A 25,767-nucleotide genomic window follows, 5' to 3' on the forward strand; every position below is an offset into this window, starting at 1 on the left:
GGGGAACGCATCAACGGGCAAGGGCCCGGCCCAGCTCGGACCGCAGATCTTCCACGTCCTCCACACCCACCGACAGCCGGATCAACCCATCACTGATTCCCAATCGCTTACGGGTAGCGGGAGGAATCGACGCATGAGTCATGACGCCCGGATGCTCGATCAGACTCTCGACACCGCCGAGCGACTCGGCAAGCGCGAAAATCTCGCAGCGCTCCAGCATCTTTCGGGCGGCCTTGAGCCCGCCCTTCACTTCGGCGGAGATGATCCCGCCGAAACCGTCCATCTGGCGACGGGCGAGCGGGTGCTGCGGATGCGACTTCAGCCCGGGATAGATCACCCGTTCGATCGCCGGGTGCTTTTCGAGCCAGCGGGCGATATCCAGAGCGGATTCGCAGTGCGCCTTCATGCGCAGGTGCAGGGTTTTAAGGCCCCGCATCGCAAGGAAAGAGTCGAACGGCCCGGCCACCGCGCCGACCGAGTTCTGCAGGAAGCCCATGCGCTCGGCCATCTCGTCGCTGGCCGCGACCACGATGCCGCCCACCATATCGGAGTGACCGTTGAGGTATTTGGTGGCCGAATGCAGCACCAGGTCCGCCCCATATTCGATCGGCCGCTGGAGCATGGGCGAGCAGAAGGTGTTGTCCACGACCAGAATCAGGCCGTGCTTCTTCGCGAAAGCCGACAGCCTGGCCAGGTCCACCAGCTTGAGCATGGGATTGGTGGGCGTTTCCGCCCAGATCATTCGCGTGGTCGGCTTCAGTGCTGCCTTGAGGGCGGCAGGATCGTTCAAGTCGACGAAACTGAAATCCAGGCCGGCGGAGCGGCGGCGGACGCGCTCGAACAGACGGTAAGTGCCACCATAGAGGTCGTCCATGGCGATGACGTGGTCGCCGGAATCGAGCATGTCCAGCACCGTGGAAGCACCGCCCAGGCCCGATCCGAAGGCGAATCCGGCGACGCCGCCTTCCAGATCGGCCACGCAACGTTCGTAGGCCATGCGGGTCGGGTTCTGAGTACGGGAGTACTCGTACCCCTGGTGCTTGCCCGGGCTGGACTGCACGTACGTGGACGTCGCATAGATCGGCGTCATGATGGCACCCGTCGACGGATCGGGATGCTGACCCGCGTGAATTGCCCGCGTGCCCAGGCCAAGTGCTTTCGCCGCTTTCTTGGAAGCCATTGATCTACCTAAGATAATTGTATCCGAGCGCGCACCGTGCGCCGCGGTAAAGCGACCCATATTACCGTCTTGGCGATTTCCCGGCTCGGGAGTCTGAAGTCGCGTTCATCTACCGGATGTGCAGGAGACGGAGCCGATGGGATCGCCCATAATTGCCGACATCGTCCGCGGGCCCCGCCCGGTTCACGCCAAGGTCGTTCATGTCCACATTCCTGGTTACCGGCGGCGCCGGATTCATCGGCGGTAACTTCGTCCATCGAGTCGTGGCCGCGGGTCACCGGGTCATAAACCTGGACAAGCTGACTTACGCCGGCAATCTGGCGACGCTCGCGTCCTTGCGCGATCACCCCGATCACCGTTTCGTGCACGGCGATATCGGCGATTACACGCTCGTTTCAGCGCTGTTGACCCAGCACCGCCCGGACGCCGTGGTGAATTTCGCGGCGGAGTCGCACGTAGACCGTTCGATCGACCACCCCGCAGCTTTTATCGAGACCAATGTGACTGCGACACTGGCTTTGCTGGAAGCCACTCGAAATCATTGGCGAAGCCTTTCCGACGCGGACGGGGCGGCCTTTCGTTTCCTCCATGTATCCACCGACGAGGTCTATGGATCGTTGGGGCCCGAAGGCCGATTCACCGAGCGTACCCCTTACGCTCCCAATTCACCCTACTCTGCTTCGAAGGCTGCTTCGGACCATCTCGTTCGTGCGTTTCACCACACCTATGGCCTTCCGACGCTCACGACGAACTGTTCGAACAATTACGGCCCATACCAGTTCCCGGAAAAACTGATCCCTCTGGTAATCCAGAAGGCGCTGGCTGGCGAGGAGTTGCCGGTGTACGGCGACGGAATGAACGTGCGTGACTGGCTGTTCGTCGAAGACCATTGCGACGCCATCGCCACGGTGCTGGAAAAAGGCACGGCAGGCGAAACGTACAACATCGGCGGAAACAGCGAGCAAACCAATATCGCCGTCGTGAGGAGGATCTGCGAATTGCTGGACGAGCGGTTGCCCACCCCATCACCGCGGGAATCGCTCATCCGCTTCGTTCGCGATCGACCTGGCCACGACCGCCGCTATGCCATTGACGCCGGCAAGATCCAGCGTGAATTGGGCTGGGCACCATGCAACGACTTCCGCTCCGGCCTGGCACGTACGGTGGACTGGTACCTCGCCAACCAGGCGTGGGTGGCAGGCATTCTCGACGGCAGCTATCGAATGGAACGGCTAGGACAATGACGAAGCGAAAGGGGATCATTCTCGCGGGAGGGTCGGGCACCCGGCTGTATCCGATCACCCAGGGGGTGAGCAAACAGTTGCTCCCGGTGTACGACAAACCGATGATCTATTACCCCCTGGGCACGTTGATGCTCGCGGGCATCCGCGAGATCCTGGTCATCAACACTCCCCACGAACAGGCGATGTTCCAGCGCCTGCTGGGCGACGGTTCGCAATGGGGCCTGTCCATCAGTTACGCCGTCCAGCCGCGCCCGGAAGGGCTCGCCCAGGCCTTCCTCATCGGTCGCGACTTCCTGGCTGGCGCACCGAGCTGTCTGGTGCTGGGCGATAACATTTTCTACGGCGAGGGCCTGATCGACCGCATGCGGCGCGCCGACGCGCGCGACGAGGGGGCCACGGTCTTCGGATATTGGGTGCGGGACCCCCAACGATACGGCGTGGCCACTATCGGACCCGACGGGAGAGTCCAGGACATCGAAGAGAAGCCTGTCGAACCCAAATCGAACTACGCGGTGACCGGCCTGTACTTCTACGACGGACATGCCTCCGACTACGCGGCGGAACTCCCGCCTTCCGTGCGTGGCGAACTGGAGATAACCGATCTCAATCGTCGCTACCTTCGGCAAGGCCAGCTCCATCTCGAGCAACTGGGCCGTGGGCACGCATGGCTCGACACCGGCACCCACGAATCCTTGATGGAAGCCGGCAACTACATTCAGACCATCGAGAACCGGCAGGGGCTGAAGATCTGCTGCCCCGAGGAAATCGCCTTCGTCAACGGCTGGATCGACCGCGCGCAACTGGTTCGCCTTGCGGAGCCCTTGTCCAAAGTCGGTTATGGCCAGTATCTTCTCCGCCTCGCCGAGCAGGATGGACGCACGTGAAGTGCATTGCCACGGAGCTTCCAGGCGTCGTCATCGTTGAGCCGACGGTGCATGGCGACGAACGGGGCTTCTTCTATGAAAGCTTCAACCGGGCGCGCTTCGCCGCCAACGGAATCGACGCCACCTTCGTACAGACAAACGTTTCGCAATCGCAGCGCGGCGTCTTGCGCGGACTGCACTACCAGTGGCCCAATCCACAGGGAAAGCTGGTAAGCGTGCTCGACGGCGAGGTCTACGACGTCGCTGTAGATATTCGCCCTGGTTCGCCGACTTTCGGCAAGTCCGTCGCCGTGATGCTTTCCAGCGAAAACAAGCGACACCTGTGGATAGCTCCCGGATATGCGCATGGCTTCTGCGTCGTGTCGGAGAAAGCCACGTTCGTCTACCAGTGCACGAGCCTGTACGATCCCGCTGCCGATGCGGCCATTCGCTGGAACGATGCGCGCTTCGCCCTGGACTGGCCGGTCTCCGACCCACACCTTTCGAAGAAAGATCGAAACGCCCCCTTCTTTGACGAGGTGCCGCGCGAGCGCCTCCCCGACTACTTGCCGTGAAGATCCTCCTTCTCGGTGCCGACGGGCAATTAGGGGGGTACCTGCGCAGCACGCTCGCCACCATCGGTACCGTTCGAGCTTCGTCGCGTGCTGCGAAAGATGATGCGTTGCGCTGCGATCTCTCCGACACGGCGGCGGTCGAAGTCCTCCTGCGCCGGGAGCGCGCGGACCTCGTGGTGAACGCGGCCGCTTATACGGCGGTCGATCAGGCCGAACGTGAAGAAGGCCAAGCCATGTTGGTGAACGCGACGCTGCCTGGCGTCATCGGAGCCACGTCATCCGAATGGGGCGGTGCCGTGATTCACTATTCCACCGACTATGTCTTCGACGGAACCGCGAGCCATCCTTACTGCGAAGACGACAACCCAAACCCCCTTGGCGTCTACGGACGCAGCAAGTTGGCCGGCGAATACGCCCTTACCGAAGCGGACACAGACCACCTCATACTGCGTACGGCCTGGGTGCACAGCCTGCATGGACGGAATTTCCTCACGACCATGCTGCGGCTGGGTGTCGAGCGCAGGCAACTTAGCGTCGTGAACGATCAGCGCGGCACGCCGACGAGTGCCGGATTCCTGGCAACAGCGACCGCCACCGTCGCGGGGAGGTGGATGAACGACATCGAATCGCGCCGGGAGAGGCGCGGCGTCTATCACTTGACTGCAGCAGGCGAGACAACCTGGTTCGACTTCGCAAATGCTATCTTCGACGAAGCACTCGCAACGGGAAGACTGCAAGAACGGCCCATCGTCCTGCCGATCGCTACCGCTGGCTACCCCACGCCCGCGAAGCGCCCCGCCTGGTCAGTGCTCGATACGACGAAAATCGCCACGTCATTCGGCGTGACACCGCCGGATTGGCGGAGCGACCTGAGCGTCATGATGAAGGGTGGCTACGAGACTCATCCATCGGTGTGACCGATGATCCTTGCCGGGGAACCCACGACAACCGCCCGAGGCGGCACGTCGCGCGTCACGACCGCTCCCGCCCCCACCATCGCACGCTCGCCGATATCCACACCCGGCAGGATCGTCGCTCCACCGCCGATGGATGCACCGCGGCGGACGCGAGTCTGGGGAAACGCTTCCGGGCGCTCCCGCGAACGCGGGAACCGATCATTGGTGAATGTCACGTTCGGCCCAACGAAAACATCTTCTTCCAGCCGCACGCCATCCCACAGCTGCACCCCGCTCTTCACCGTCACCCGATCGCCCACCACCACGTCATTCTCGACAAAGCAGTGCGAGCAGATGTTGCAGTCCTCGCCAATGGTGGCCCCCGGAAGGATCACCACGAACTGCCACACCCGCGTGCGGGCACCGATGCGCAGGCTTTGCACATCGGCGAGGGCATGAACGAGCGGCTCGTCGCTCACTCGACCGTGACCGACTTCGCCAGGTTGCGCGGTTGGTCGACATCCGTGCCACGCTGCACAGCCACGTGGTAGGCCAGCAGCTGCATCGGCACGGTGAACACGGCCGGCGCGATCAGGTCGCCGCCGCCGTCCACGCGAACCATGGCGATGTGCTCGGTGCCGTCTTCCATTTCCGCCCGCTCGTCGGCGAACACGATCAGCTCGCCGCCGCGCGCGCGCACTTCCTGCAGGTTGGACTTCAGCTTGTCCAGCAGCGGGCCGTTCGGCGCGACCGCCACGATGGGCATGTTCTCGTCCACGAGCGCCAGGGGGCCATGCTTCAACTCGCCTGCCGGGTAGGCTTCGGCGTGGATGTAGGAGATCTCCTTGAGCTTCAGCGAGCCTTCCAAGGCCACCGGGAACTGCGCGCCGCGCCCGAGGAACAGGGCGTGCTGCTTGTTGATGAAGTGATCGGCGATCGCGAGGATGGCCGGCTCCGTCTGCAGCGCGTTCTCGATATACCGCGGCAACGACTGCAATTCCTTGCAGTGTTCTAGGTAAACCGCATCGTCCAGACCGCGCCGGCGACCGAGGTCGAGCGCCAGCAATGCGAACGCCGCCAACTGGGTGGTGAAGGCCTTCGTCGAGGCCACGCCGATTTCCGGGCCGGCCCGGGTCATCAGGCGCAGATCGGACTCGCGCACGACAGAGGACTCGGGCACGTTGCAGATGGCGAACGTGGCGAGATAGCCGCGGCGTCGCGATTCGCGCATGGCCGCAAGCGTGTCGGCGGTTTCGCCAGACTGCGACACCGCCACGAACAGGGTGTCCTCGGGAACCACGACGTCGCGGTAGCGGTATTCGCTGGCTACCTCGACCACCACCGGGATGCGTGCCAGGTGCTCGATCCAGTACTTCGCCACCATGCCGGCGTGATAGCTGGTGCCGCACGCGACGATATGGATGCCGCGGGTCTTGTCGAGGATGGGGTCTGCATCGATGCCGAAGATGTTCGGCAGCACGCCGTGCGGGCCGATGCGGCCTTCGAGCGTGTCGGCCACCGCACGCGGCTGCTCGAAGATCTCCTTTTGCATGTAGTGCCGGTATTCGCCGCGCTCGACCGAGTCGGCGCTGATTTCACTTTCGTGGGCCGTGCGATCGACCGGACTGCCGTCGAGCCCGAAGACGGCGACGCTGTCGCGGGTGATCTCGACGACGTCGTCCTCTTCCAGGTACATCATGCGGTTGGTGACCTTGATGAGCGCCTGCGCGTCGGAACCGAGGAAGTGTTCCCCGATGCCGATGCCCACCAGGAGAGGGCATCCCCGCCGGGCCCCGACGATGCGCTCGGGCTCGTCCAGGCTCATCACAGCGATGGCATAAGCCCCTTCCAGCTCGCGCACCGCAGCCGTCACCGCCTGGCGCAGGGACTTGCCGGCCTGCACGTGCTCGTCGATGACGGCGCCCATGACCTCGGTATCGGTCTCGGAAAGAAAGCTGCGCCCCTTCGCCTTGAGCGACTCGCGCAAGGAGGCATGGTTTTCGATGATGCCGTTGTGCACGATGGCGATGCGCCCCTGCACATGCGGATGCGCGTTCTTTTCGCTAGGGACGCCGTGCGTGGCCCAGCGGGTATGCGCGATGCCGGTGCCGCCGGGCACTGGGTCCGCGTCGTAGAGGGCTTCCATCTCGCGAACCTTGCCCTTGGCGCGCACACGGCGGATTTCGCCGCCATCGGCGATGGCCATACCCGCGGAATCGTATCCGCGGTACTCGAGGGCTTTCAGGCCGGCGATGAGGATGGGCGCGATATCACGCTGCGCGACAGCGGCGACGATTCCACACATGATGCTTCCCCGTTCCTTAATTCACTTTGCGACGCAGGTAATTCAAAAGATCGATGCGCGTGATCAACCCGAGGAACTGCTCCCCGTCGACCACGATCGCGACGTGGCCCTTCTCGAATACGGGCAACAACGCCTCAATGGGTGCCGTGACCTGAAGCATTTCCGGGGACGCGATCATGGCGGTGGACACCGGATCGCGGAACTTCGCGCTGTCGGCATGCACGTGCAACAACACGTCCGACTCGTCGAGGATGCCGACGAGCCGGTCGTCCTCCATCACCGGCAGCTGCGACACGTCGTACAGCTTCATGCGGTTGTAGGCGGTGATCAGCAGATCCTGCGGTTTGACCACGACCGTGTCGCGCTGCGCATAAGGCCGCAGGATGAGATCGCGCAGGTCGCCGTGCTGTTCGCGTTCGAGGAAGCCGTTGTCCAGCATCCAATAGTCGTTGTACATCTTCGACAGGTATTTGTTGCCGGTATCGCAGACGAGGGTGACGACGCGCTTCGGCGTGGTCTGCTCGCGGCAATACTTCAGCGCCGCGGCCAGCAACGTGCCGGTGGAGGAGCCGCCGAGCACGCCCTCCTTGGCCAGGAGTTCGCGGGCCGCGAGGAAGCTCTCCTTGTCGCTGATGGCGTAGGCCTTCTTCACCATCGAGAAGTCGCTGATCGAGGGGAGGAAATCCTCGCCGATGCCTTCGACCATCCAGCTGCCTGACTTCTCCGACAGGGTGCCCTCGTTGATGTATTGCGCGAGGATCGAACCGACGGGGTCGGCCAGGACGATTTCCGTGTTCGGCGAATGCTCGCGAAGATAGGCCGTCAGCCCGCTCATGGTGCCCGACGAGCCGCAGCCGACGACGATGGCATCCACCTTGCCGTCGAGCTGCTCGAGGATTTCAGGGCCGGTGGTCTGGACATGTGCCAGAGGGTTGTCGGGATTCCCGAACTGGTTGATGAAATACGCGCCGGGGGTTTCGCGCGCGATGCGCTCGGCCATGTCCTGGTAGTACTCCGGATGCCCCTTGGCCACGTCGGAGCGCGTCAGCACGACCTCCGCGCCCATGGCCTTCAGGTTGAAGATCTTCTCCCGGCTCATCTTGTCCGGCACCACGAGAACGAGGCGATACCCCTTCTGCTGGGCGACCAGGGCGAGGCCGAGGCCCGTGTTGCCCGCCGTGCCCTCGACCAGGGTGTCGCCCGGCTTGATCTTGCCTGCGCGCTCGGCGCCTTCGATCATCGAACGGCCGATCCGGTCCTTCACCGAACCGCCGGGATTGGCGCTTTCCAGCTTCAGGAACAGTTCGCAACAGCCTGCATCCAGATGTTGGGCGCGCACCATCGGGGTGCGACCGATCAATTCGAGGATGCTGTCGTGAACACTCATTGGAACTCCGTGGTTGATCCGGCGCGATCCGGTGACCGCGCCTGTTGGCCCACATGATAATGGGTGCGCCACTGAACCGACGCCCGGCTTCTCGGCCGAGCCAAAACGGTGTATGGACCCGCCGGCGGGAAGCGTCGGTTCCTTGCGCCGGGCCCCGGCCGTGACCGGCCCAATAAAAAACGGGCGCCGTGAGCGCCCGTTTTCCTCATGTTCGGCCCGGCTGGGCGTCAGTGCGGCGACTGTCGCCACCGGTCCCACATTCGCTCCAGTTGGACCTTGGCCTGCAGCTTCTCCCGCTTCATCTGGGTGAGGGCCTCGTCGCCCAGCGCCAGGCAGCCCCTGCCGGCGTCTTCGAGCTTGGAATCGAGTTCCTTGTGGCGGAAGTAGAGACGGCGAGTCTCGGCATCGGCATGGATGAACTTCTCGACGTCGTCACGCTGCTGGTTTTCGAACATATCGATCTCCTCGCGGTGGGATCGGCCCGTAGCGGGGCCGGTCGTGAGGGGAGCCATGCGGGCACGATCCGCGCATCGACGGTCGGGGAAAACAGCGATGCTATGTGCCTGGGTAGACGTACGCATGCTCCGGCAGGGCCGCCACGTGTTTTTTCCGTGACGGGGGATCGAAGCTACTCCCCTCCCCGGAACCCTGCAAGAGAGATTTTGCTCAAAAATCGCTAAAAAATAGTTGCTGGCGCAACGGTTTACGCGGCAGGTGCCGCAGCGTGGCGCGGTGACATGCTGTAGGAGCGCGCCTTGCGCGCGACATGTTTTCGCGGCTGCGCCCTAGCTGGCTCGCCAGCTCCGGGGCCTGGCCTCAAAACATGTCGCGCGCAGGGCGCGCTCCTACGGAGGCGGCCTTACTGGCCGCCCTTCTTCGACTTCTTGGGCGAGGTCGTGGCCGGCGTCGACGCCGGGGCCCCGCCGTCGGACGAATTCATGTCACGCATCGCGCGAGCGGCGGCTTCGGCAAGGGCGGCCTGCTTCTTCGCGGCGTTGGCCACGCGGGCCTGGGCGGCGGCGACCTGCCGGGCCTTTTCCCCCTCGGCCTTGGCCTGCTCCAGCGCCTGGGAGTACTCCACGCCCTGCTGCTGCAGGCGGGCGGCCTCTTCCTGGATCATCTGGTTCTGCAAGCGCTGCTGTTCGAGCTGGCGGCGCGCCATCTCGGCATCGAGCCGGCTGGCCTCGAGCAGGATGGCGTCGTGCTCCCGGTCCAGCTGGGCGCTCTTCGCCTGGGCGTCCTGGTACTGGGCCATGGCCTTGGCGATGTCCACCCGCCGCTCGGCGATGTAGAGGTAGTGCCCGTGCAGCTTGTCCTTGGGCTTGTACTGCGCCATCTGGCCGATTGCCTCGCGCGCGCGCGCCTGCTCGGCCTGTGCATACCCGCCCAGGGCCGGATCGGCGGAGAGCTGGTCGAGGCTGGAGTTCAGCCGCCGGACGTCGAGGTCTTCGGTAGCGGCCAGGGCCGTTCCCGCGGAAACGGCAAGAACCAGGGCCGAAAGGAGAGTGGTGGAGCGCTTCATCACTGGCCTCCCTGGTTGTTCAGCGGCAGGGTTTCGCCGCCGGCCGGCGGCGGGGTGTTGTCGACAGGTTCGGGCAGGACGGTTTCCGATTCCTGCACGTTGTTGGGAATGGGCACGGTGTCATTGGCGTGGTTGTCGATCATGTCCACGCGCATTTTGGAATTTTCCTTGCTCTTGGCCGTGTTCTGGGCCCGGGCCGCACCCAGGCGAGCCTTGGCGCGTGCCAGTTCGCTGTCGGCGCGGGACTCGTCGGCGAGCAGCGCGGCCTCTTCGTACTTGCGACTGGCCATGGCGGCCTGCGCCTGGCGGAACTTGGCCTGGGCATAGTCCAGGTCCACCGGTGCATAATCGGCGGCGCCCGCATCCCGAGCGGCCTGCAGCTGGGCCAGCGCCTGGTTCATGGCGCCGTCCGGCGGCGGCACGCTGGCACAGCCAGCGAGGGTTGCGATAGCCAGGGCCAGGGAAGCCAGCCCGAGGAGCCGGCGACCCCTGGACAGGGCCTTCGGCGGCAAGATGTGCACCATCACTCGTTCCTCGTACAGATTTGCGAGATATTGTCGATATACAGGTCAGTGAGACCGTCTTCTCGATTGTAATGCGAACGCCCGGGGGTTTAGGTGGATATCGGTTATTTCCTGAAACTTATGGTGGACAAGGGCGCGTCGGACATGTTCCTGACGACCGGCGCCCCTGTGAACATCAAGGTGGAGGGCAAGCTTTACCCGCTCGGTAACACCGGCCTGCCCAGCGGCATGGTCAAGAAAATCGCCTATTCGCTCATGGACGAGGGCCAGGTGCCCCAGTTCGAGCGCGACCTCGAACTGAACATGGCGCTGGCGGTGAAAGAGGCCGGGCGCTTCCGTATCAACGTGTTCAAGCAGCGCGGTGAGATCGGCATGGTCATCCGTGCCATCAAGAGCGAGATCCCCTCGCTCGAAGAGCTGCGTCTGCCGGCCATCTTCCGCGACCTGATCATGGAGCCCCGCGGCCTCATCCTCGTGGTGGGCGCCACCGGCTCGGGCAAGTCCACAACGCTCGCGGCCATGCTCGATCACCGCAACAACAACAGCTCGGGACACATCCTCACCATCGAGGACCCGATCGAGTACCTGCACCGGCACAAGCGGTCCATCGTGAACCAGCGCGAAGTGGGTCTCGACACCCATAGCTACCACGAGGCCCTCAAGAACGCGATGCGCGAGGCGCCGGACGTCATCATGATCGGCGAGATCCGTGATACCGACACCATGGAGGCCGCCATCTCGTTCTCGGAAACCGGCCATCTCTGCCTGGCCACCCTGCACTCGAACAACGCCGACCAGACGCTGGAGCGCATCCTCAACTTCTTCCCGGAGTCGGCACACAAGAACGTGCTGATGAACCTGGCCCTCAACCTGCGCGCGGTAATCAGCCAGCGCCTGGTCATCGGCAAGGACGGGCGCCGCATGCCGGCCACGGAAGTCCTGCTCAACACCCCGCTGATCCGCGACATGATCCGCCGCGGCCAGATCCACGAGGTGAAGGACGCCATGGATCGCAGCCTCCAGGAAGGCATGCAGACGTTCGACCAGTCCCTGTATCGACTCTACAAGGAAGGCCAGATCACCCTCGAGGAGTGTCTGAACAAGGCGGACTCGCGCGACGGCCTGGCGCTCAAGATCCGCCTTTCGGAAGGCGCTTCGGGAAGCGAGTTCGCTTCGAGCGATCCGTACGGCATCGGGGTCTGACGGCGACCTTTAAGGGCCCGACAGACTGTGGGAGCCTGAAAGACTTGTGGGAGCCTGAAAGACTTGTGGGAGCCGCTTCAGCGGCGATCCCGCGGCAGCGGGCCAGATCGCCGCTGAAGCGGCTCCCACAAGGTCCGCTATGGCGCGTCGGGCTGGGCCTCCGGGGCTGCCTTCCGGAATGCCTCCAGCGCCTGGCAAGCCTCTACCACGCGCCGAATGGTCGGATAAGGCGCCAGGTCCACGCCCCAACGCAAGGCGTTGTAGTGCTGCGGCACGAGGCAGGCGTCCGCCAGGCCCGGCGCGTCCCCAAAGCTGAAGCGCCCGGCCGTGCCGTCGGCCAGCAGCGCTTCGAGCCCATCGAACCCGTGCCGAATCCAGCGCCTCGACCAGGCCTCCTTCGCCGCCTGGTCGGCCCCGAACTCGCTCTCGAGCGCCTTCAGCACGCGCAGGTTGCCCAGGGGATGGATGTCCGTGCCCACCGCCTGCATGAGCTCTCGAACTTTCGCCCTGCCCCTGGCGTCGCGAGGCATCAACGCCGGCTCCGGATGCGTCTCTTCGAGGTACTCCATGATCGCCATCGACTGCCGGACCACCGTGTCGCCGTCGACGAGAGTGGGAAGCTGCGCCTGCGGCGACACGCGACGGTACTCGTCTTTCAGATGCTGTCCGCCGTCGTTGACCAGGTGTACCGGCCGCGCTTCGTATGCAAGCCCCTTGAGGTTCAGCACGATACGAACGCGGTAGGCGGCGCTGGAGCGCCAATAGGTGTACAGGGCGAGGGACATGCGGGGCATTCCTGAAGAGCGACGGGAAATTCTAGCGGCGCGTGCGTGGAAAGCCTTGCCGCGCTGCCGCGCGAGACCGATTTGCGCCCGTCCGGTCCCGCCACGGACAATAGCGGCCTTCCGTCCATGAGCTGGAGCCCAACGTGTCCGTCATCCGCATGCAAGACCTCGACCTGCGCGGCAAGCGCGTGCTGATCCGCGAAGACCTGAACGTTCCCGTCGAGGACGGAAAGATCACCTCCACCCAGCGACTGGACGCCTCCCTGCCCACGATCGTGGCGGCCCGCGACGCCGGTGCAAAGGTCATGGTCATCTCGCACCTCGGCCGCCCGAAGGAAGGCCAGTTCGACGAAGCGTCTTCGTTGAAGCCGGTGGCCGAATGGTTGGGCGACAGGCTCGGCAAGCCCGTGCGCCTCGTGCGCGATTACCTCGACGGCGTGGACGTCGCCGATGGCGAGGTGGTGGTGCTGGAAAACTGCCGCATGAACGTCGGCGAAGGCAAGGACGACGAAGGCCTGTCGAAGAAGTATGCGGCGCTCTGCGACGTTTTCGTCATGGACGCCTTCGGCACCGCCCATCGCGCTCAGGCGTCCACGCATGGCGTGATCCGCTTCGCGCCCATCGCGGCGGCCGGCCCCCTGCTCGCGAAAGAACTGGACGCCCTGGGCAAGGCGCTGGAAAACCCCGACCATCCGCTGCTCGCCATCGTCGCCGGCTCCAAGGTCTCGACCAAGCTCGAACTGCTGCAGAACCTCGTCGACCGCGTCGACCAGCTCATCGTGGGCGGCGGCATCGCCAATACCTTCATCCTCGCGGCAGGCCACAAGGTCGGCAAGTCGCTGGTGGAAGCCGACCTGCTCGATACGGCGAAGAAAATCATGGCCGATGCCAAGGCGCGCGGCGCCGACGTCCCTGTGCCGACCGACGTCGTAGTGGCCACGGAATTCGCCGCCACCGCGAAGGCCACGGTGAAGCCGGTCGACCAGGTCGGCGACGACGAAATGATCCTCGACATCGGTCCGGACACGGCGAAGCGCTATGCCGAGCTGATCGCGAAGGCGGGCACGGTGGTATGGAACGGCCCCGTGGGCGTGTTCGAGTTCGACGCCTTCGGCAAGGGCACGGAAACGTTGGCGCGCGCCATCGCGTCGTCCAAGGCATTCTCCATCGCCGGCGGCGGCGACACCCTGGCCGCGGTGGACAAGTACGGTATCGAGGACGGTGTCTCCTACATCTCCACCGGTGGCGGTGCGTTCCTCGAATTCCTCGAAGGCAAGGAACTGCCGGCCGTTGCCGCGCTGAAAGCGCGGGCGGAAGCGAAGTAATGCTCATCCTGTTCGATCTCGATGGCACCCTGATCGATTCGGAAATTGGCATCCTCGCCGGCGTGCGCCATTCGCTGGCGAGCGTCGGCGCGGAAGCGCCCGACGACAGCGTGCTGCGCTCGTGGATAGGCCCGCCCCTGCGGGTGAGCTTCGGCGCCGTCCTTGACGGTGACAGCGATCGCGTGGAAGCCGCGGTAGAAGCTTACTCGCAGCGTTTCCGAGAGACAGGCTGGTCCGAGCACACCGTTTACGAAGGCGTCGGCGACATGGTCGCCGCGCTCGCGGAGGCTGGACATCGCCTTGCGGTCGTCACCAGCAAGACACGCTCGCACGCCGAACCGATCGTTGCCCACCTGCCCTTCGGTCACCTCTTCGAACGCATCTACGCGCCGCCGCCGAGCACGGCGCACAGCGAGAAAGCGGAAATGATCGCCGCCGCCCTGGCAGACTTCGCCCATCCCGCCGAAGACACGCTGATGGTCGGCGACCGGCTCTTCGACATGGAAGGGGCCGTCGCCAACGACGTGCGCGGTCTCGGCGTGCTCTGGGGCTTCGGCGACCGGGAGGAACTGGAAGGCGCCGGTGCATGGAAGGTAGTGCAGACGCCGGCGGAGATCGTGCTGCTGGCGGGGGAAGTGATCGCGGGGTAGTGCTCGTCCTGTGCGATTGCCGTCGGTACTGCACGGCTGACCTACGCGCTCGATCGGCGCTGACTGATGTCCCGGCCGCGCAACGTCGCCTAACTTCGTTGACTGCGCGTCAGCGCCGCTCAGTGAAACGTCATACGACAGGAGAACGCATGGCCCCGCTTCCCACTTCGACAACAGCCCTGAGATCCCTTCTTGGCGCCCTCTTTGTGGTGATTTCTCTCAATGCCACTGGAACGACAAGCGAGGACTCGCATCCGAGGTGGGAATCCCCTCTCGCTCGCGATGTTTCCAAGGTTGACCGCGAACGTCACGCCACCAATTCGCCATCGCCCATCGCTCCGATTGCACAGCAGCCAGGCCGCCTTGCACAGACACTGACCAACGTGGCGATATTCGCGCTGAGCGCCACGGGCAGGGTTTCAGGGGCTGGGCGCGATACAACGGGCGATATTGGAAAGCTTCCGCTAGGCACACGCAATGATCCTTTCTCCAGCGGGATACAGGGGTCAATCAAGTAGTGATGCTGCCTGCCGCAGGAATTCGAAGAAACCATTCCAAGCAGCGATCGCTCGGGTCTAGACGACAAGGAAAAGTCGGAAAGAGAGTCTGACGACCCGAATTACGGCCGAGACCTACTTCCTCGATTTGTTGAAGCACATATCTTCGTGGCGCGCCGCAACTCGCAGCGCGCCACGAACTCCAGGGAGGAGATATGACGATGGTGCAATCGATGAAAGCCATGGCAGCCCTTGCGCTCGGTACAAGCGCTCTTCTTTTCGCAGACGCCACTTGGTCGAGAGTCCTCAATCCCGGCGAAAGCATTCTGGTCGGTCAGACGTTGCCGTCGGACGATGGCCGCTACTATGCGACCTTGCAAGCAGATGGCAACTTCGTGGTCTACCAGAACTATGGTCATCGGCGCGCGGTGTGGTCGACACGCACAGCTAACAAGGGAGCCGTGAGGGCCACCATGGAGCACCACGGTGATTTTGCTCTGTTCGATGCTTCAAACAATGTTGTGTGGCGAACGAAAACCAACGGCCCTTACAGGAAGTTCGCGGTCACGGAGCATGGCCAAGCCATGGTACTGACCGTGCGGGACTGGTGGACTAGCGGCACATCCAATCGTAACTTTCGCCAGGAACATGCCCTCATCTTTCCATATGGATTCGTTTTCGAAAAAGGAAAGACTTATTCAGAGGGTATGTACAGCTTCAGCTTTCAGATCGACGGTAATGTCGTCGTTCGGCGGCACGGTGTTCCGATCTGGGCCACTTATACAAATGGCGCAACCCACGCCTCGGTCGATCTTGGTCTCGTCGTAACCGGCGCAACGGGCGAGATGTATAGCACCCGATCAAAAGCTCAGGCATTCCATCCCGCAAATCATGGTGACGTTCCGGGAACACGACTTTTTACAACGCTCGGCTCGTTCGCTGTCTTTCCCGATGGAAACGTCGTGGCCTACCGCGCCGCGCCCGTTTGGTTCTCGCACCAGGATTGGCACGAAGGGCGGTAATTGCGTCGGCAGGTGAGACATCAGTGGGCAAAAGGAGGGGCCCCCTACGGGGCCCCTCTATCACTCGCGGACTGCCTTACTTGATCACACTCTTCACCGCATCCACCACAGCCGTGGTCGTGATGCCGAAGTGCTCGTAAAGCTTGTCGATCGGTGCGGACGCACCGAAGGTGGTCATGCCCACGGCCTTGCCGTCCAGGCCGATGTACTTTGCCCAGAAGTCCTCGCTGGCCGCTTCCACGGCCACGCGTGCGCGGCACCAGGAGGGAAGCACGCCTTCGCGATACTCCACCGGCTGCGCATCGAATTCCTCGGTGCAGGGCATGGACACCACGCGGACGGGAACGCCCTGGTCGCCCAGTGCGTGCGCGGCTTCCACGGCGATGCCCACTTCCGAGCCCGTGGCAATGATGATCGCCTTGAACTTCTCGCTCGGCTCGAAGAGTACGTAGCCGCCCTTTTCGATGTCCGCCACCTGCTGCTCGGTGCGCGGGTTGTGCTTCAGGTTCTGGCGGGAGAACACGAGGCAGGACGGGTTACCGGCGCGCTCGATGGCCTTCTTCCACGACACCGCGGATTCCACGGCATCAGCGGGGCGCCAGACGCGGTTGTTCGGGATGAGGCGCAGCGAACCCAGGTGTTCGACGGGCTGATGGGTGGGGCCGTCTTCGCCAAGGCCGATCGAATCGTGCGTGTACACGTGGATGGCGTGCGCAGGAATGAGCGCCGACATGCGCACGGCATTGCGGGCATAGTCCGAGAACACCAGGAACGTGGCGTCGTACGGAATGAATCCGCCGTGCAGGGCAAGGCCGTTGGAGATGGCGCTCATGCCGAACTCGCGCACACCGTAGTGAATGTAGTTACCTTCGGCGCCCGCGGTAGCGACGTTCTTCGAGCCCTTCCAGATGGTGAGGTTCGACGGCGCAAGGTCGGCGGAACCGCCGATCAGCTCGGGCAGCAGCGGGCCAAACGCGTCGAGCGCCATCTGCGAGGCCTTGCGCGAAGCGACTACCGGGCCTTCGGCCTGCATCTTCTTGATGTAGGCATCGGCACCGTCCTTCCAGTTTGCCGGCAGTTCGCCGCTGAGGCGGCGCTTGAGTTCGGCGGCAAGCTCGGGGTGCGCCTTCGCATAGGCATCGAACTTGTCGTTCCATGCCTTTTCCGCCTTCGCACCGCTTTCCTTGGCACTCCAGGAGTCGTACATCTCCTGCGGAATCTCGAACGGGCCGTACTTCCAGCCCAGCTTCTCGCGCGCGGCCTTCACTTCGTCGGCGCCGAGCGGCGCGCCGTGCGAGGACTCCTTGCCTTCCTTGTTGGGCGCACCGAAGCCGATCACCGTCTTGCAGATCACCAGCGAAGGCTTTTCGCTCTGCGACGTGGCCGCCGCGATCGCCTTCTTGATGGCGTCCGCGTCGTGACCGTCGACCGGCTTGCCGTCGTCGCCCAGCACCACGTTCCAGCCGTAGGCGCGGAAGCGCGCCGGCGTATCGTCGGTGAACCAGTCGTGCACTTCGCCGTCGATCGAGATGCCGTTGTCGTCGTAGATGGCGACGAGCTTGCCGAGCTTGAGCGTGCCGGCCAGCGAGGCCACTTCGTGCGAGATGCCTTCCATCAGGCAACCGTCGCCCACGAACACATAGGTGTGGTGGTCAATAATGTCGTGCCCCGGACGGTTGAAGCGCGCCGCAAGCACCTGCTCGGCGAGTGCGAAGCCCACGGCGTTCGCGAGACCCTGGCCTAGCGGACCGGTGGTAGTCTCCACGCCGGGCGTGTGGTGGTACTCGGGATGGCCCGCCGTGCGATAGCCGAGCTGACGGAAATGCTTGAGGTCTTCGATACCGAGGTCGTAGCCGGTGAGGTGCAGCAGGGCGTACTGCAGCATCGAGCCATGGCCGTTCGAGAGAACGAAGCGGTCGCGGTTCGGCCAATGCGGATTCGAGGGGTTGTGATGCAGGAAGTCGCCCCAGAGAACCTCGGCGATGTCGGCCATGCCCATCGGCATGCCCGGATGGCCTGATTTGGCGGCTTCCACACCATCCATGGCCAGGGCGCGGATCGCATTGGCGCGTTCGCGGCGTGTCGTCATCGGCGTTCTCCAATAAGGGGCGGCGGAAAAAACGCGATTGTCGCGCATTGTCTGCCTGCTTGTCGTGGACGAACCGACCGCGGCCTTGAAGTTAACCCCGCCTTAATCTTTTGACCCCGTTTTTTGAATTTCTTCAGGTTGCGGGGGCTCTAATCGACCACGGCCACCGACTTCCCCCTCCCCTTCAACGGTAGGTGGCCGCCCCGACAAAAAGAGGAATATTCCCATGAAAAAGGCAATTCTTGCCCTTGCAGTTTCTTGCGTCTCGTTTTCGGCCATTCCGGCTTTCGCACAGGACAGCAACCCCGCCGTGAGCGGCAATTATCAGCCCAGCCAGGCTGTCGGTAGCGGCAACTGGTTCATCGGCGCCAACGTCGGCCGCACCAACGGCAGCGACACCGGCGGCTTCGGCAGCAACACCGATGGATTCAACTTCCTGCACGGCGAGAAGGGCCGCCGTACGGGTTACGGCCTGCTCGGCGGCTATCGCTGGAAGGTCGGTCCCGACCTCGGCCTCGGTGTCGAGGCCGGCTATGCGGACCTCGGCAATTACCGTGTGAAGAACGTTTTCGAGTCCGACCAGGACGTGAACCAGAAGTCCACGCGCAACGCGTTGCGCGGCTGGATGGTTGGCGTGAACGGCAAGATCAACCTCGTGCCGCAGTGGTACATCAGCGCACACGGCGGTTACTTCCGTGCCAACGACAACAACCAGAACTACAACAACAGCGTGGGCCAGGATCTCGGCTTCTCCAGCGGCGGCCGCGCGGATCGCGGTAGCTGGTACGCCGGCCTCGGCACCGGTTGGGACGTGAACGAGCACTTCGGCGTGGGCGTGTCGTACGACTACTTCCATGCGGATGCCGGCAAGGTGCGCAACAACGCCACCGGCGAGGTCTCGCGCGGCCTGAAGCGCTCCACGGGCATCGTCTCGCTGGCAGGCGAATACCGCTTCTGAGTAGTTAAACAAAACGGTTGAGCCACGGCACGACGCGTGCCGTGGCTTAATCGTTTCTTAATACTGAACTAATCGGTATTGAATCTTCGCGGCCCCGCCCAATCTATGTGTCACGCACGGCACCCCCGCTCGTGCGCCAGCGTGTACCGGCATCCCCCCATGGCCGGACACGCCGCGAAGAACAATAAGCAGGAGAGATCCACCATGAAGAAGACCCTTATCGCCCTCGCCCTTGTCGCTGCCGGCGCCGTTGCCGCGCCCGCTTTCGCGCAGGATGCCAATGGCGCGGGTGGCTGGTTCGTCAACGGTAACGTCGGTCGCACCTCGATCGACAAGGGCCGCTACGACGGACACGACACGGGATACGCCCTCAACGGCGGCTATCGCTGGACGGTCAGCCCGTGGGCCGCGCTCGGCGTGGAAGCCGGTTACAACGATCTGGGCAACATCCACGCCAAGAACTTCTTCAACGGCGACCGCGTGGTCGACCGCAGGAAGTCGGAACTGCACGGCTGGACCGCCGGTGTGAACGGCCACTTCAACATCGATCCGCAGTGGTACATCAGCGGCCGCGCCGGCATTTACGGCTGGAAGGGCCACGGCACCAGCAACAACGACATCGATCGCCACGATCTCGACAAGACCAGCTGGTACGCCGGTGCGGGAGTGGGCTACGACTTCAGCAACAACTGGAGCCTGGGCATCAACTACGACCACTACGACGCGAAGAAGAACGGCCTCGACCTGTCGACCAACATGACGTCGGTCTCGGCGGAATACCGCTTCTAAGCTTCATCGGCCCCAAGAAGAAACGCCGGCTTTCGCCGGCGTTTTTTTATCAACGCTTCTTCCACTGGCCCAGCGCCGCGGCGCCGTTTTCCTGTGCGCGGGCGTATACCGCTTTCTGCGCTTCGGCCCAGTTCTTCTGCTGATCCTTCGACCAGATCTTCAGCGCCTCGGCCACCAGGGCGCGACCGTACGAGAAGCTGACCGGCCACGGATGCGGGCCCATCTGGTTGATGAGGTTCAGGTGCTCGGTAGCCTGTTCGTCGCTCTGGCCGCCGGAGAGGAACACGATGCCCGGCAGCGTGGCGGGCACGCACGACTTCAGCACGCGCACCGTGGCCTCGGCGACGTCTTCGGGACCGACCTGAGCATCTTTCGGAGCGTACTTGCCCGGGATCACCATGCTCACCTTCAGGATGGTGCCTTCGAGCATCACGTTCTGTTCGTAGAGCGCGTTGAACAGACTGCGCAGCACTGCTTCGTGTACTTCGTAGCTCACGTCGATGTCGTGCTTGCTCTCGGCATCGTCCATGAGGACTTCCGGCTCCACCATCGGAACCAGGCCGGCTTCCTGGCACAGCGCCGCGTAGCGCGCCAGGGCATGCATGTTGGCCTCGATGGCCGTCGAGCTGGGGTTGTCTTCGGTGATCTTGATCACCGCGCGCCACTTGGCGAACTGGGCGCCGAGCTGGGCATATTCCTTCAGACGGTCGCGCAGGCCGTCGAGGCCTTCGGTGACCACGTCGCCCGGAAAGCCGGCAAGCGGTACCGGGCCCTTGTCCACCTTGATGCCCGGGATGATGCCGGCCTTCTTCATGGCCTCGACCAGCGGCACGCCGTCCTTGGTCTTCTGGCGGATCGTCTCGTCGAACAGGATGGCGCCCGAGATGTGCTCACCAAGGTTCGGGGTGGTGAGCAGCAGTTCGCGATAGGCGCGACGGTTTTCCTCGGTGTTCTCGACGCCGGCGGCTTCGAAGCGCTTCTTGATCGTGCCGGTCGATTCGTCGACGGCGATGATGCCCTTGCCCGTGGCCACCATCGCCTGCGCGATCTGTTCGAGGTTTTCGATGCTCATGACAACTCCGTGGAAGTAGTGGTATGCCCCATAAGGCAACGTGGTGCGAATGCAAAAACCGGCGGAGTATAGGGGAATACTCCGCGAAACCCGTTGTGCGGCGCGATCAAGTGGTCTTGTAACCGGGCAGTTCGCACTGCTTCATGATGGCGGCCTTGCGCGCTGGATCTTCCGGCAGATTGAACCCCACTACGTAGTAGGTGTTCACGGGCTCACCGGCGCGGTTGACGCCCGAAGGGGCGTAACGGAAGTCCTTCACCGCACTGACGCCCACCTGGGCGAGATCGCCTTCGGGCACCGTCTTCGCCGCCACGACGTTCTGCGGCAGGCCGTTCGAGCCGATCATGTAGGTGACGGCGACACAGCCGGGCTGGTTGAGGTTCTTCCCCGTATTGGGAACGTCGGCGCTGACAGAGGTATTGGTCAGGGTCCAGTAGTTCGGCAGGCGGGCCGGGTCGACACGGCGGACATTCTGGGCCGCGGCACTGCCGGCGGCGAGCAGGAGGATGGCGGCAACGGCGCCGGAGCGGAGGCTGATGCGGATCATGACGCCCTCAGGGATGGTTGAGGGCATCGAGTTTACTCCGCCAGGGGGATGCGGCGCGTGTGAAATCCTGCGGTGGCTGTGGGAGCCGCTTCAGCGGCGATGGGCACTCGCGGCAGCCTGCCCGCTGCCGCGGGATCGCCGGCGCAGCCGGCTCCCACAGGGCATCGGTTCCGCGCCTCAAAGATCCCGCAAGCTCTCGGCGATGCCGTCCTCGCCGATCATCAGCAGCTTGAGCGTATTGGTGCCGCCGCCCCGGCCGATGTGATCGCCGTGCGTGAGGATCACGCGGTCGCCCTTGGTGAGCTTGCCCAGCGCGAACAGGTGCTGGAGCGCGGCGCGGGCCGTATGCGCGGGGTCGAGGTTGCTCTGCTCGAAATCCACGGGCTGCACGTCGCGCAGTACGAGCATGCGGCGGCGGGCCATGCCCGACGGCGACATCGCGTAGATGGGCACTGCGAAGCGATAGCGGGAAAGCCACTGCGCCGTGGCGCCGGATTCGGTCAGCGCGACGATGGCGCGGACGCCCACCTGGGCCGCGAGCAGCATGGCGGCCAGGGCGATCGCCTGGTCCGAGCGGTCGAGCGAATGCGTGTTGGGACGAAGGTCGTCGCGCGGCTCGAACTGGCGCTCCGCACCCAGGCAGATGCGGCGCATGGCTGCCACCGCCTTGTCGGGGTGCGCGCCCGCCGCGGTTTCCTGGGAGAGCATCACCGCGTCGGTGCCGTCGATCACGGCGTTCGCCACGTCCAGCACTTCGGCTCGGGTGGGAATCGGCGCGGACACCATGGACTGGAGCATCTGCGTGGCCGTGATCACCGAGCGGTTGCGCATGACCGACTCGCGGATGATCTTCTTCTGCAGGCCCGGCAGCTCGGCATCGCCGATTTCCACGCCCAGGTCGCCACGGGCGACCATCACGACGTCCGAGGCGTCGATGATCTCGCCAAGCACGGGGATCGCGTCGGCGCGCTCGATCTTGGAGACGATGGCGGCGTCGCCGCCGGCCTCGCGCAGCAGGCGCCGTGCTTCATTGAGGTCTGCGGCCGACCGCACGAACGATACGGCCAGGAAGTCGGCGCCCATCTCGGCGGCCAGCTTGATGTCGTTCCGATCCTTGTCGGAGAGCGCGGACACGCTCAGGCCGCCACCCTGGCGATTGAGGCCCTTGCGGTCGGAAAGGCGGCCGCCGATGGCGACGCGACAGCGGATCTCGCTGCCCACCACTTCCACCACGGACAGTGCCACCAGGCCGTCGTCGAGGAGAAGGATGTCGCCCGCCGACACGTCCTTGGGCAGGTCGTAATAGCTCACGCCCACGCGCGTCTGGTTGCCCGGAGGTGCATCGGGGCGGCAGTCGAGCACGAAGCTGTCGCCGGTCATCAGGTCGACCGGACCGCCTGCGAATTTCTCGATGCGGATCTTCGGGCCCTGCAGATCGGCCAGGATGCCCACCTCGCGGCCGACGGCGTCGGCGGCCGCTCGCACCGCGGCGGCGCGGGCACGGTGATCGTCGGGCTGACCGTGCGAAAGGTTCAGGCGAACGATGTCCACCCCCTCTTCGAGGATCTTCTCGAGCATGCCCGGCGCGTCGGTGGCGGGCCCGAGGGTGGCGACGATCTTGGTGCGGCGTACCTGGATATCGGTCATCGATGTCTACCTTGTATGGAATGCGGCGCGGATCAGTCCAGCGTGGAATTGAGCAGGTCGGCGAGGCGCTTGCCAGCCTCCCGCAGGCGCGTTTCCGCGACGGGGAGGTTCTTCGCCACATAGGCATCGTCGATGCGGTGCCCGTCCGGATAGAACCCACGGCCGGCCACGATCTTGCAGGATTCCTCGGCCCACTGCGCGTACGGGTTGTCGAACGGGGCGATGGGGCGCGGCAGTGTCACCTTCCCCTCTGCGGCCAGACGGTCGGCGTAGGCCGGCCATTTCAGGTCGCGGGTGTAGAGCATCTGCGAGTCCCACACGCGATGAAGGTTGGTGCCCTTGCCGTCGAACTGGACCTGGTATTCGTTGCCGCCCTTGTCGTCGCGATTCCCGGCGTGCAGCGGCTGGTGCACGTCGCCCACGAAATGCACCACGAACTTCAGTGCCTCGGCGCGTTCCGCGTCGGACTTGTGCCGGTCACGGAGGATGGCCACGTATTTCTCCAGGCCACCGACGACGCAGCGGCCATCAGCGCAGTCACGCGGCGGCACGTAGTGGCATTTGTCATCGCGGATATTGACGTAATGCAGCGGCCCGGTGGCCTTGCCCAGGGCCTCCTTGCCCGGCATGTCGCGCAGGCGGTCGGGCCAGCTCGCGATGTCGGGAAGGGAGTCGGAACCGTCTACCCGAAGCAATCGCGTCACCTCGGCCTTCGCCGCCGGATCGAGTTGCCGCCAGGCCAGATCGGCCACGATCCGGTGGCCGATATCGCCCCAAGCCTGGACGGTGCTGGCGAGTGCGGGAATGGCCAGGGCCAGCAGGGCCGCGATGCTGCGGCGCTTCAAAACGGATTTCATGGGACAGTAAACGTTTCCGGGCGGTGGAACGCTCAAGTGTGCCACAGCCGGGCTGAGACACGGATGACACGTCGCCGCGGCGCAGCAAGCCGGGCCCCGGGAGCTTCGGCTACCATGGACGTTTGAGACACCCGTCCCCATTTCGTCAGCACATCCCTTCCGGAGGCTTTCCATGACCATCAAGGTCGCCATCAACGGTTACGGTCGTATCGGTCGCAACATCCTGCGCTCGCTCTACGAAGCGAAGAAGAACGGGCAGGACATCCAGATCGTCGCGGTGAACGACCTCGGCAACGCCGAGACGAATGCCCACCTCACCCAGTACGACACCGCTCATGGCCGGTTCCCGGGCGAAGTGTCGGTTGACGGCGGCGACCTGATCGTCAACGGCGACCGCATCAAGGTGTTCGCCGAGCGCGATCCGTCGAAGCTCCCCTGGGGCGACCACGGCGTGGACGTGGTGATGGAATCCACCGGCTTCTTCACCTCGAAGGCGAAGGCCAGTGCGCACATCGCCGGCGGCGCCAAGAAGGTCATCATCTCGGCCCCGGGCGACAAGGACGTGGACGGCACCTTCGTCATGGGCGTGAACCACGACAAGCTGACCTCGTCGCACCAGGTGATCTCGAACGCCTCGTGCACCACGAACTGCCTCGCGCCGCTCGCCAAGGTGCTGCACGAAAAGATCGGCATCGTGCACGGCCTGATGACCACCATCCACGCCTACACCAACGACCAGGTGCTCACCGACGTCTACCACTCGGACCTGCGCCGCGCCCGTAGCGCCACGCACAGCCAGATTCCGACGAAGACGGGTGCCGCCGCCGCTGTGGGCCTCGTGCTGCCGGAACTCAACGGCAAGCTCGACGGCTTCGCCATGCGCGTGCCGACGATCAACGTGTCCGTGGTCGACCTCACCTTCACGGCGGCGCGCGCCACCACGAAGGAAGAGATCGACGCCGCCATCAACGAAGCCGCGAACGGCGCGCTCAAGGGCATCCTGTCGGTCAACACGCAGCCGCTGGTGTCCATCGACTTCAACCACAACCCGCATTCGTCCATCTACGACGCCACGCAGACGCGCGTCATGGAAGGCACGCTGGTGAAGGTGCTGTCCTGGTACGACAACGAATGGGGCTTCTCCAACCGCATGCTCGACATGGCCAAGGCGCTCATGACGGCGAAGTAAGCCGTCGCGACAACCGAATAGGCACGGCCACCGGGGGGCCCGCAGCGATGCGGGCCCCCTTTTTGCTTCCTGGAGGAGGCACATGCTTCGTCGAACCATCCTCGTCGCCTGCACGGTCTGGCCGGTGGCCATCTCGGCGGCGGCCCATTGCACGACATCCGGCGTGACGCAGGGCGATCTCGTCCAGCAGGGACTGCTGAATCCATCCGTACCTATCGAACAGCGGCAGAGGCTTGCCGACACGCTGCTCTGCACGGCGCTCGCGGGACACGCGGCGAGCCAGGAACTCGCCGGCACGCTTTACTCGCAGGGGCGCTCGCGCCAGGGCAATGTGCTGCCGCGCGACATTCCCCGGGCGCGGCGCCTCCTGACGGCGGCTGCGGACAGCGGACGGCGCCAGGCCATGCGTGCGCTGGCGGCGTTGGAACTGGCGGACGGGCACGCGCGGGAGGCCGCCCTCTGGTCCCGAGTGGAGGAGGACTTGTTCGGGGGTGTCCGGGTGGCCTCGTCGGACGCGCATCCAGGCACTGGCATGACCGGCCGGGACATGCAGTTCGAGGCGGAAGTGAACCTCAAGGTTCAAGCCATTTGCGCGCGGTTGGGCCCGGACTCGCCGGCCGGGCACTGAGTGCCCGGCGAAT

Annotated in this window: 24 protein-coding genes and 1 pseudogene; 12 read left to right on the forward strand and 13 right to left on the reverse strand. The window is 64.3% G+C overall.

Going from position 1 to position 25,767, the window contains the following annotated elements:
• Positions 1 to 10: 10 nt before the first annotated feature.
• Entirely contained in the window at positions 11 to 1,180 is a 1,170-nt protein-coding gene (locus tag HBF26_RS04810; RefSeq protein ID WP_167124361.1) for a trans-sulfuration enzyme family protein, read from the reverse strand.
• Between the two features lie 200 nt (positions 1,181 to 1,380).
• Between HBF26_RS04810 and rfbB the strand changes: the two genes are divergently transcribed.
• Genes rfbB through rfbD form a run of 4 tightly spaced genes read left to right on the forward strand, consistent with a single transcriptional unit; the run spans position 1,381 to position 4,779 of the window.
• Complete coding sequence (rfbB, locus tag HBF26_RS04815) at positions 1,381 to 2,424, forward strand: dTDP-glucose 4,6-dehydratase (protein ID WP_167123639.1); 1,044 nt, start codon at positions 1,381 to 1,383, stop codon at positions 2,422 to 2,424.
• Positions 2,421 to 3,308, forward strand: a complete 888-nt coding sequence (rfbA, locus tag HBF26_RS04820; RefSeq protein WP_167123641.1) for a glucose-1-phosphate thymidylyltransferase RfbA — start codon at positions 2,421 to 2,423, stop codon at positions 3,306 to 3,308. The genes rfbB and rfbA overlap by 4 nt, the downstream gene beginning before the upstream one ends.
• On the forward strand, positions 3,305 to 3,862 hold the full coding sequence (rfbC, locus tag HBF26_RS04825) for a dTDP-4-dehydrorhamnose 3,5-epimerase (protein ID WP_167123643.1): 558 nt from the start codon (positions 3,305 to 3,307) through the stop codon (positions 3,860 to 3,862). Before rfbA ends, rfbC begins: the two co-directional genes overlap by 4 nt.
• Complete coding sequence (gene rfbD / locus HBF26_RS04830; RefSeq protein WP_167123646.1) at positions 3,859 to 4,779, forward strand: dTDP-4-dehydrorhamnose reductase; 921 nt, start codon at positions 3,859 to 3,861, stop codon at positions 4,777 to 4,779. Before rfbC ends, rfbD begins: the two co-directional genes overlap by 4 nt.
• On the opposite strand, the pseudogene HBF26_RS19730 reads toward rfbD, so the two are convergent.
• The 6 genes and pseudogenes from HBF26_RS19730 to HBF26_RS04860 all read right to left on the reverse strand — a co-directional run.
• Positions 4,776 to 5,237 (reverse strand): annotated as a pseudogene (locus HBF26_RS19730) (acyltransferase); the annotation flags it as partial. The gene rfbD and the pseudogene HBF26_RS19730 overlap by 4 nt on opposite strands.
• The gene (glmS, locus tag HBF26_RS04840) at positions 5,234 to 7,063 is read right to left on the reverse strand and encodes a glutamine--fructose-6-phosphate transaminase (isomerizing) (RefSeq protein WP_167123650.1); all 1,830 of its coding nucleotides are present in this window, start codon (positions 7,061 to 7,063) and stop codon (positions 5,234 to 5,236) included. The pseudogene HBF26_RS19730 and the gene glmS, both read right to left, overlap by 4 nt.
• Positions 7,064 to 7,079: 16 nt before the next feature.
• Entirely contained in the window at positions 7,080 to 8,450 is a 1,371-nt protein-coding gene (locus tag HBF26_RS04845) for a pyridoxal-phosphate dependent enzyme (RefSeq protein ID WP_167031816.1), read from the reverse strand.
• 227 nt (positions 8,451 to 8,677) lie between these two features.
• On the reverse strand, positions 8,678 to 8,962 hold the full coding sequence (locus HBF26_RS04850; protein WP_338039629.1) for an HP1242/YdcH family protein: 285 nt from the start codon (positions 8,960 to 8,962) through the stop codon (positions 8,678 to 8,680).
• 347 nt (positions 8,963 to 9,309) lie between these two features.
• Positions 9,310 to 9,972, reverse strand: a complete 663-nt coding sequence (locus HBF26_RS04855; protein WP_167123652.1) for a DUF4398 domain-containing protein — start codon at positions 9,970 to 9,972, stop codon at positions 9,310 to 9,312.
• On the reverse strand, positions 9,972 to 10,496 hold the full coding sequence (locus HBF26_RS04860; protein ID WP_167123654.1) for a DUF4398 domain-containing protein: 525 nt from the start codon (positions 10,494 to 10,496) through the stop codon (positions 9,972 to 9,974). Before HBF26_RS04860 ends, HBF26_RS04855 begins: the two co-directional genes overlap by 1 nt.
• 93 nt (positions 10,497 to 10,589) lie before the next feature.
• Here HBF26_RS04860 and HBF26_RS04865 point away from each other — a divergent pair, with 93 nt between their 5' ends.
• The gene (locus HBF26_RS04865; protein WP_167031804.1) at positions 10,590 to 11,699 is read left to right on the forward strand and encodes a PilT/PilU family type 4a pilus ATPase; all 1,110 of its coding nucleotides are present in this window, start codon (positions 10,590 to 10,592) and stop codon (positions 11,697 to 11,699) included.
• 137 nt (positions 11,700 to 11,836) lie between these two features.
• Here HBF26_RS04865 and maiA read toward each other — a convergent pair whose 3' ends face one another.
• Entirely contained in the window at positions 11,837 to 12,484 is a 648-nt protein-coding gene (gene maiA / locus HBF26_RS04870) for a maleylacetoacetate isomerase (RefSeq protein WP_167123656.1), read from the reverse strand.
• Between the two features lie 143 nt (positions 12,485 to 12,627).
• Between maiA and HBF26_RS04875 the strand changes: the two genes are divergently transcribed.
• From HBF26_RS04875 to HBF26_RS04885, 3 genes are all read left to right on the forward strand, one after another.
• Positions 12,628 to 13,809, forward strand: a complete 1,182-nt coding sequence (locus HBF26_RS04875; RefSeq protein ID WP_167123658.1) for a phosphoglycerate kinase — start codon at positions 12,628 to 12,630, stop codon at positions 13,807 to 13,809.
• The gene (locus HBF26_RS04880; protein WP_167123660.1) at positions 13,809 to 14,459 is read left to right on the forward strand and encodes an HAD hydrolase-like protein; all 651 of its coding nucleotides are present in this window, start codon (positions 13,809 to 13,811) and stop codon (positions 14,457 to 14,459) included. The genes HBF26_RS04875 and HBF26_RS04880 overlap by 1 nt, the downstream gene beginning before the upstream one ends.
• Before the next feature lie 712 nt (positions 14,460 to 15,171).
• The gene (locus tag HBF26_RS04885; RefSeq protein WP_167123662.1) at positions 15,172 to 15,978 is read left to right on the forward strand and encodes a hypothetical protein; all 807 of its coding nucleotides are present in this window, start codon (positions 15,172 to 15,174) and stop codon (positions 15,976 to 15,978) included.
• A gap of 76 nt (positions 15,979 to 16,054) precedes the next feature.
• Here HBF26_RS04885 and tkt read toward each other — a convergent pair whose 3' ends face one another.
• Positions 16,055 to 18,067: a transketolase gene (gene tkt / locus HBF26_RS04890; protein ID WP_167123664.1), complete on the reverse strand. Its 2,013-nt coding sequence runs from the start codon at positions 18,065 to 18,067 to the stop codon at positions 16,055 to 16,057.
• Between the two features lie 226 nt (positions 18,068 to 18,293).
• On the opposite strand from tkt, the gene HBF26_RS04895 reads away from it, so the two are divergent.
• Positions 18,294 to 19,025, forward strand: a complete 732-nt coding sequence (locus HBF26_RS04895; RefSeq protein ID WP_167123666.1) for an outer membrane protein — start codon at positions 18,294 to 18,296, stop codon at positions 19,023 to 19,025.
• Positions 19,026 to 19,229: 204 nt separating this feature from the next.
• Positions 19,230 to 19,814 carry a porin family protein gene (locus tag HBF26_RS04900; RefSeq protein WP_167123668.1) on the forward strand — a complete coding sequence of 195 codons (585 nt, stop codon included), beginning with the start codon at positions 19,230 to 19,232 and terminating at the stop codon, positions 19,812 to 19,814.
• A 49-nt stretch (positions 19,815 to 19,863) separates the two neighbouring features.
• Here HBF26_RS04900 and HBF26_RS04905 read toward each other — a convergent pair whose 3' ends face one another.
• From HBF26_RS04905 to HBF26_RS04920, 4 genes are all read right to left on the reverse strand, one after another.
• Positions 19,864 to 20,886, reverse strand: a complete 1,023-nt coding sequence (locus tag HBF26_RS04905; protein WP_167123670.1) for a class I fructose-bisphosphate aldolase — start codon at positions 20,884 to 20,886, stop codon at positions 19,864 to 19,866.
• Between the two features lie 106 nt (positions 20,887 to 20,992).
• A complete protein-coding gene (locus HBF26_RS04910; RefSeq protein WP_240151215.1) occupies positions 20,993 to 21,460 on the reverse strand; it encodes an energy transducer TonB in 468 nt (155 codons plus the stop codon).
• A gap of 150 nt (positions 21,461 to 21,610) precedes the next feature.
• Complete coding sequence (gene pyk / locus HBF26_RS04915) at positions 21,611 to 23,080, reverse strand: pyruvate kinase (RefSeq protein ID WP_167123672.1); 1,470 nt, start codon at positions 23,078 to 23,080, stop codon at positions 21,611 to 21,613.
• A 32-nt stretch (positions 23,081 to 23,112) separates the two neighbouring features.
• Positions 23,113 to 23,937 (reverse strand): S1/P1 nuclease, encoded by an 825-nt coding sequence (locus HBF26_RS04920; protein WP_167123674.1) that lies wholly within the window; start codon positions 23,935 to 23,937, stop codon positions 23,113 to 23,115.
• Between the two features lie 172 nt (positions 23,938 to 24,109).
• On the opposite strand from HBF26_RS04920, the gene gap reads away from it, so the two are divergent.
• Together gap and HBF26_RS04930 are read left to right on the forward strand one after the other, a co-directional pair.
• A complete protein-coding gene (gap, locus tag HBF26_RS04925) occupies positions 24,110 to 25,126 on the forward strand; it encodes a type I glyceraldehyde-3-phosphate dehydrogenase (RefSeq protein ID WP_167123676.1) in 1,017 nt (338 codons plus the stop codon).
• 82 nt (positions 25,127 to 25,208) lie between these two features.
• Positions 25,209 to 25,754: an SEL1-like repeat protein gene (locus HBF26_RS04930; protein ID WP_167123678.1), complete on the forward strand. Its 546-nt coding sequence runs from the start codon at positions 25,209 to 25,211 to the stop codon at positions 25,752 to 25,754.
• The last annotated feature ends 13 nt before the right edge of the window (positions 25,755 to 25,767 follow it).

Origin of the sequence: Luteibacter jiangsuensis (assembly GCF_011742555.1) — a bacterium.
Taxonomy (GTDB): Bacteria; Pseudomonadota; Gammaproteobacteria; order Xanthomonadales; family Rhodanobacteraceae; genus Luteibacter; species Luteibacter jiangsuensis.

Excerpts from the sequence above, each read along its gene's own strand:
- pyk (WP_167123672.1), bottom strand. The coding sequence starts at position 23,080 with ATGACCGATATCCAGGTACGCCGCACCAAGATCGTCGCCACCCTCGGG.
- HBF26_RS04930 (WP_167123678.1), top strand. The coding sequence starts at position 25,209 with ATGCTTCGTCGAACCATCCTCGTCGCCTGCACGGTCTGGCCGGTGGCC.
- glmS (WP_167123650.1), bottom strand. The coding sequence starts at position 7,063 with ATGTGTGGAATCGTCGCCGCTGTCGCGCAGCGTGATATCGCGCCCATC.
- maiA (WP_167123656.1), bottom strand. The coding sequence starts at position 12,484 with ATGTCCCTCGCCCTGTACACCTATTGGCGCTCCAGCGCCGCCTACCGC.
- tkt (WP_167123664.1), bottom strand. The coding sequence starts at position 18,067 with ATGACGACACGCCGCGAACGCGCCAATGCGATCCGCGCCCTGGCCATG.
- gap (WP_167123676.1), top strand. The coding sequence starts at position 24,110 with ATGACCATCAAGGTCGCCATCAACGGTTACGGTCGTATCGGTCGCAAC.
- HBF26_RS04855 (WP_167123652.1), bottom strand. The coding sequence starts at position 9,972 with ATGAAGCGCTCCACCACTCTCCTTTCGGCCCTGGTTCTTGCCGTTTCC.
- HBF26_RS04920 (WP_167123674.1), bottom strand. The coding sequence starts at position 23,937 with ATGAAATCCGTTTTGAAGCGCCGCAGCATCGCGGCCCTGCTGGCCCTG.
- HBF26_RS04900 (WP_167123668.1), top strand. The coding sequence starts at position 19,230 with ATGAAGAAGACCCTTATCGCCCTCGCCCTTGTCGCTGCCGGCGCCGTT.
- HBF26_RS04910 (WP_240151215.1), bottom strand. The coding sequence starts at position 21,460 with ATGCCCTCAACCATCCCTGAGGGCGTCATGATCCGCATCAGCCTCCGC.
- HBF26_RS04895 (WP_167123666.1), top strand. The coding sequence starts at position 18,294 with ATGAAAAAGGCAATTCTTGCCCTTGCAGTTTCTTGCGTCTCGTTTTCG.
- HBF26_RS04880 (WP_167123660.1), top strand. The coding sequence starts at position 13,809 with ATGCTCATCCTGTTCGATCTCGATGGCACCCTGATCGATTCGGAAATT.
- rfbB (WP_167123639.1), top strand. The coding sequence starts at position 1,381 with ATGTCCACATTCCTGGTTACCGGCGGCGCCGGATTCATCGGCGGTAAC.
- rfbA (WP_167123641.1), top strand. The coding sequence starts at position 2,421 with ATGACGAAGCGAAAGGGGATCATTCTCGCGGGAGGGTCGGGCACCCGG.
- HBF26_RS04885 (WP_167123662.1), top strand. The coding sequence starts at position 15,172 with ATGACGATGGTGCAATCGATGAAAGCCATGGCAGCCCTTGCGCTCGGT.
- HBF26_RS04905 (WP_167123670.1), bottom strand. The coding sequence starts at position 20,886 with ATGAGCATCGAAAACCTCGAACAGATCGCGCAGGCGATGGTGGCCACG.
- HBF26_RS04845 (WP_167031816.1), bottom strand. The coding sequence starts at position 8,450 with ATGAGTGTTCACGACAGCATCCTCGAATTGATCGGTCGCACCCCGATG.
- HBF26_RS04850 (WP_338039629.1), bottom strand. The coding sequence starts at position 8,962 with ATGGCTCCCCTCACGACCGGCCCCGCTACGGGCCGATCCCACCGCGAG.
- HBF26_RS04860 (WP_167123654.1), bottom strand. The coding sequence starts at position 10,496 with ATGGTGCACATCTTGCCGCCGAAGGCCCTGTCCAGGGGTCGCCGGCTC.
- HBF26_RS04810 (WP_167124361.1), bottom strand. The coding sequence starts at position 1,180 with ATGGCTTCCAAGAAAGCGGCGAAAGCACTTGGCCTGGGCACGCGGGCA.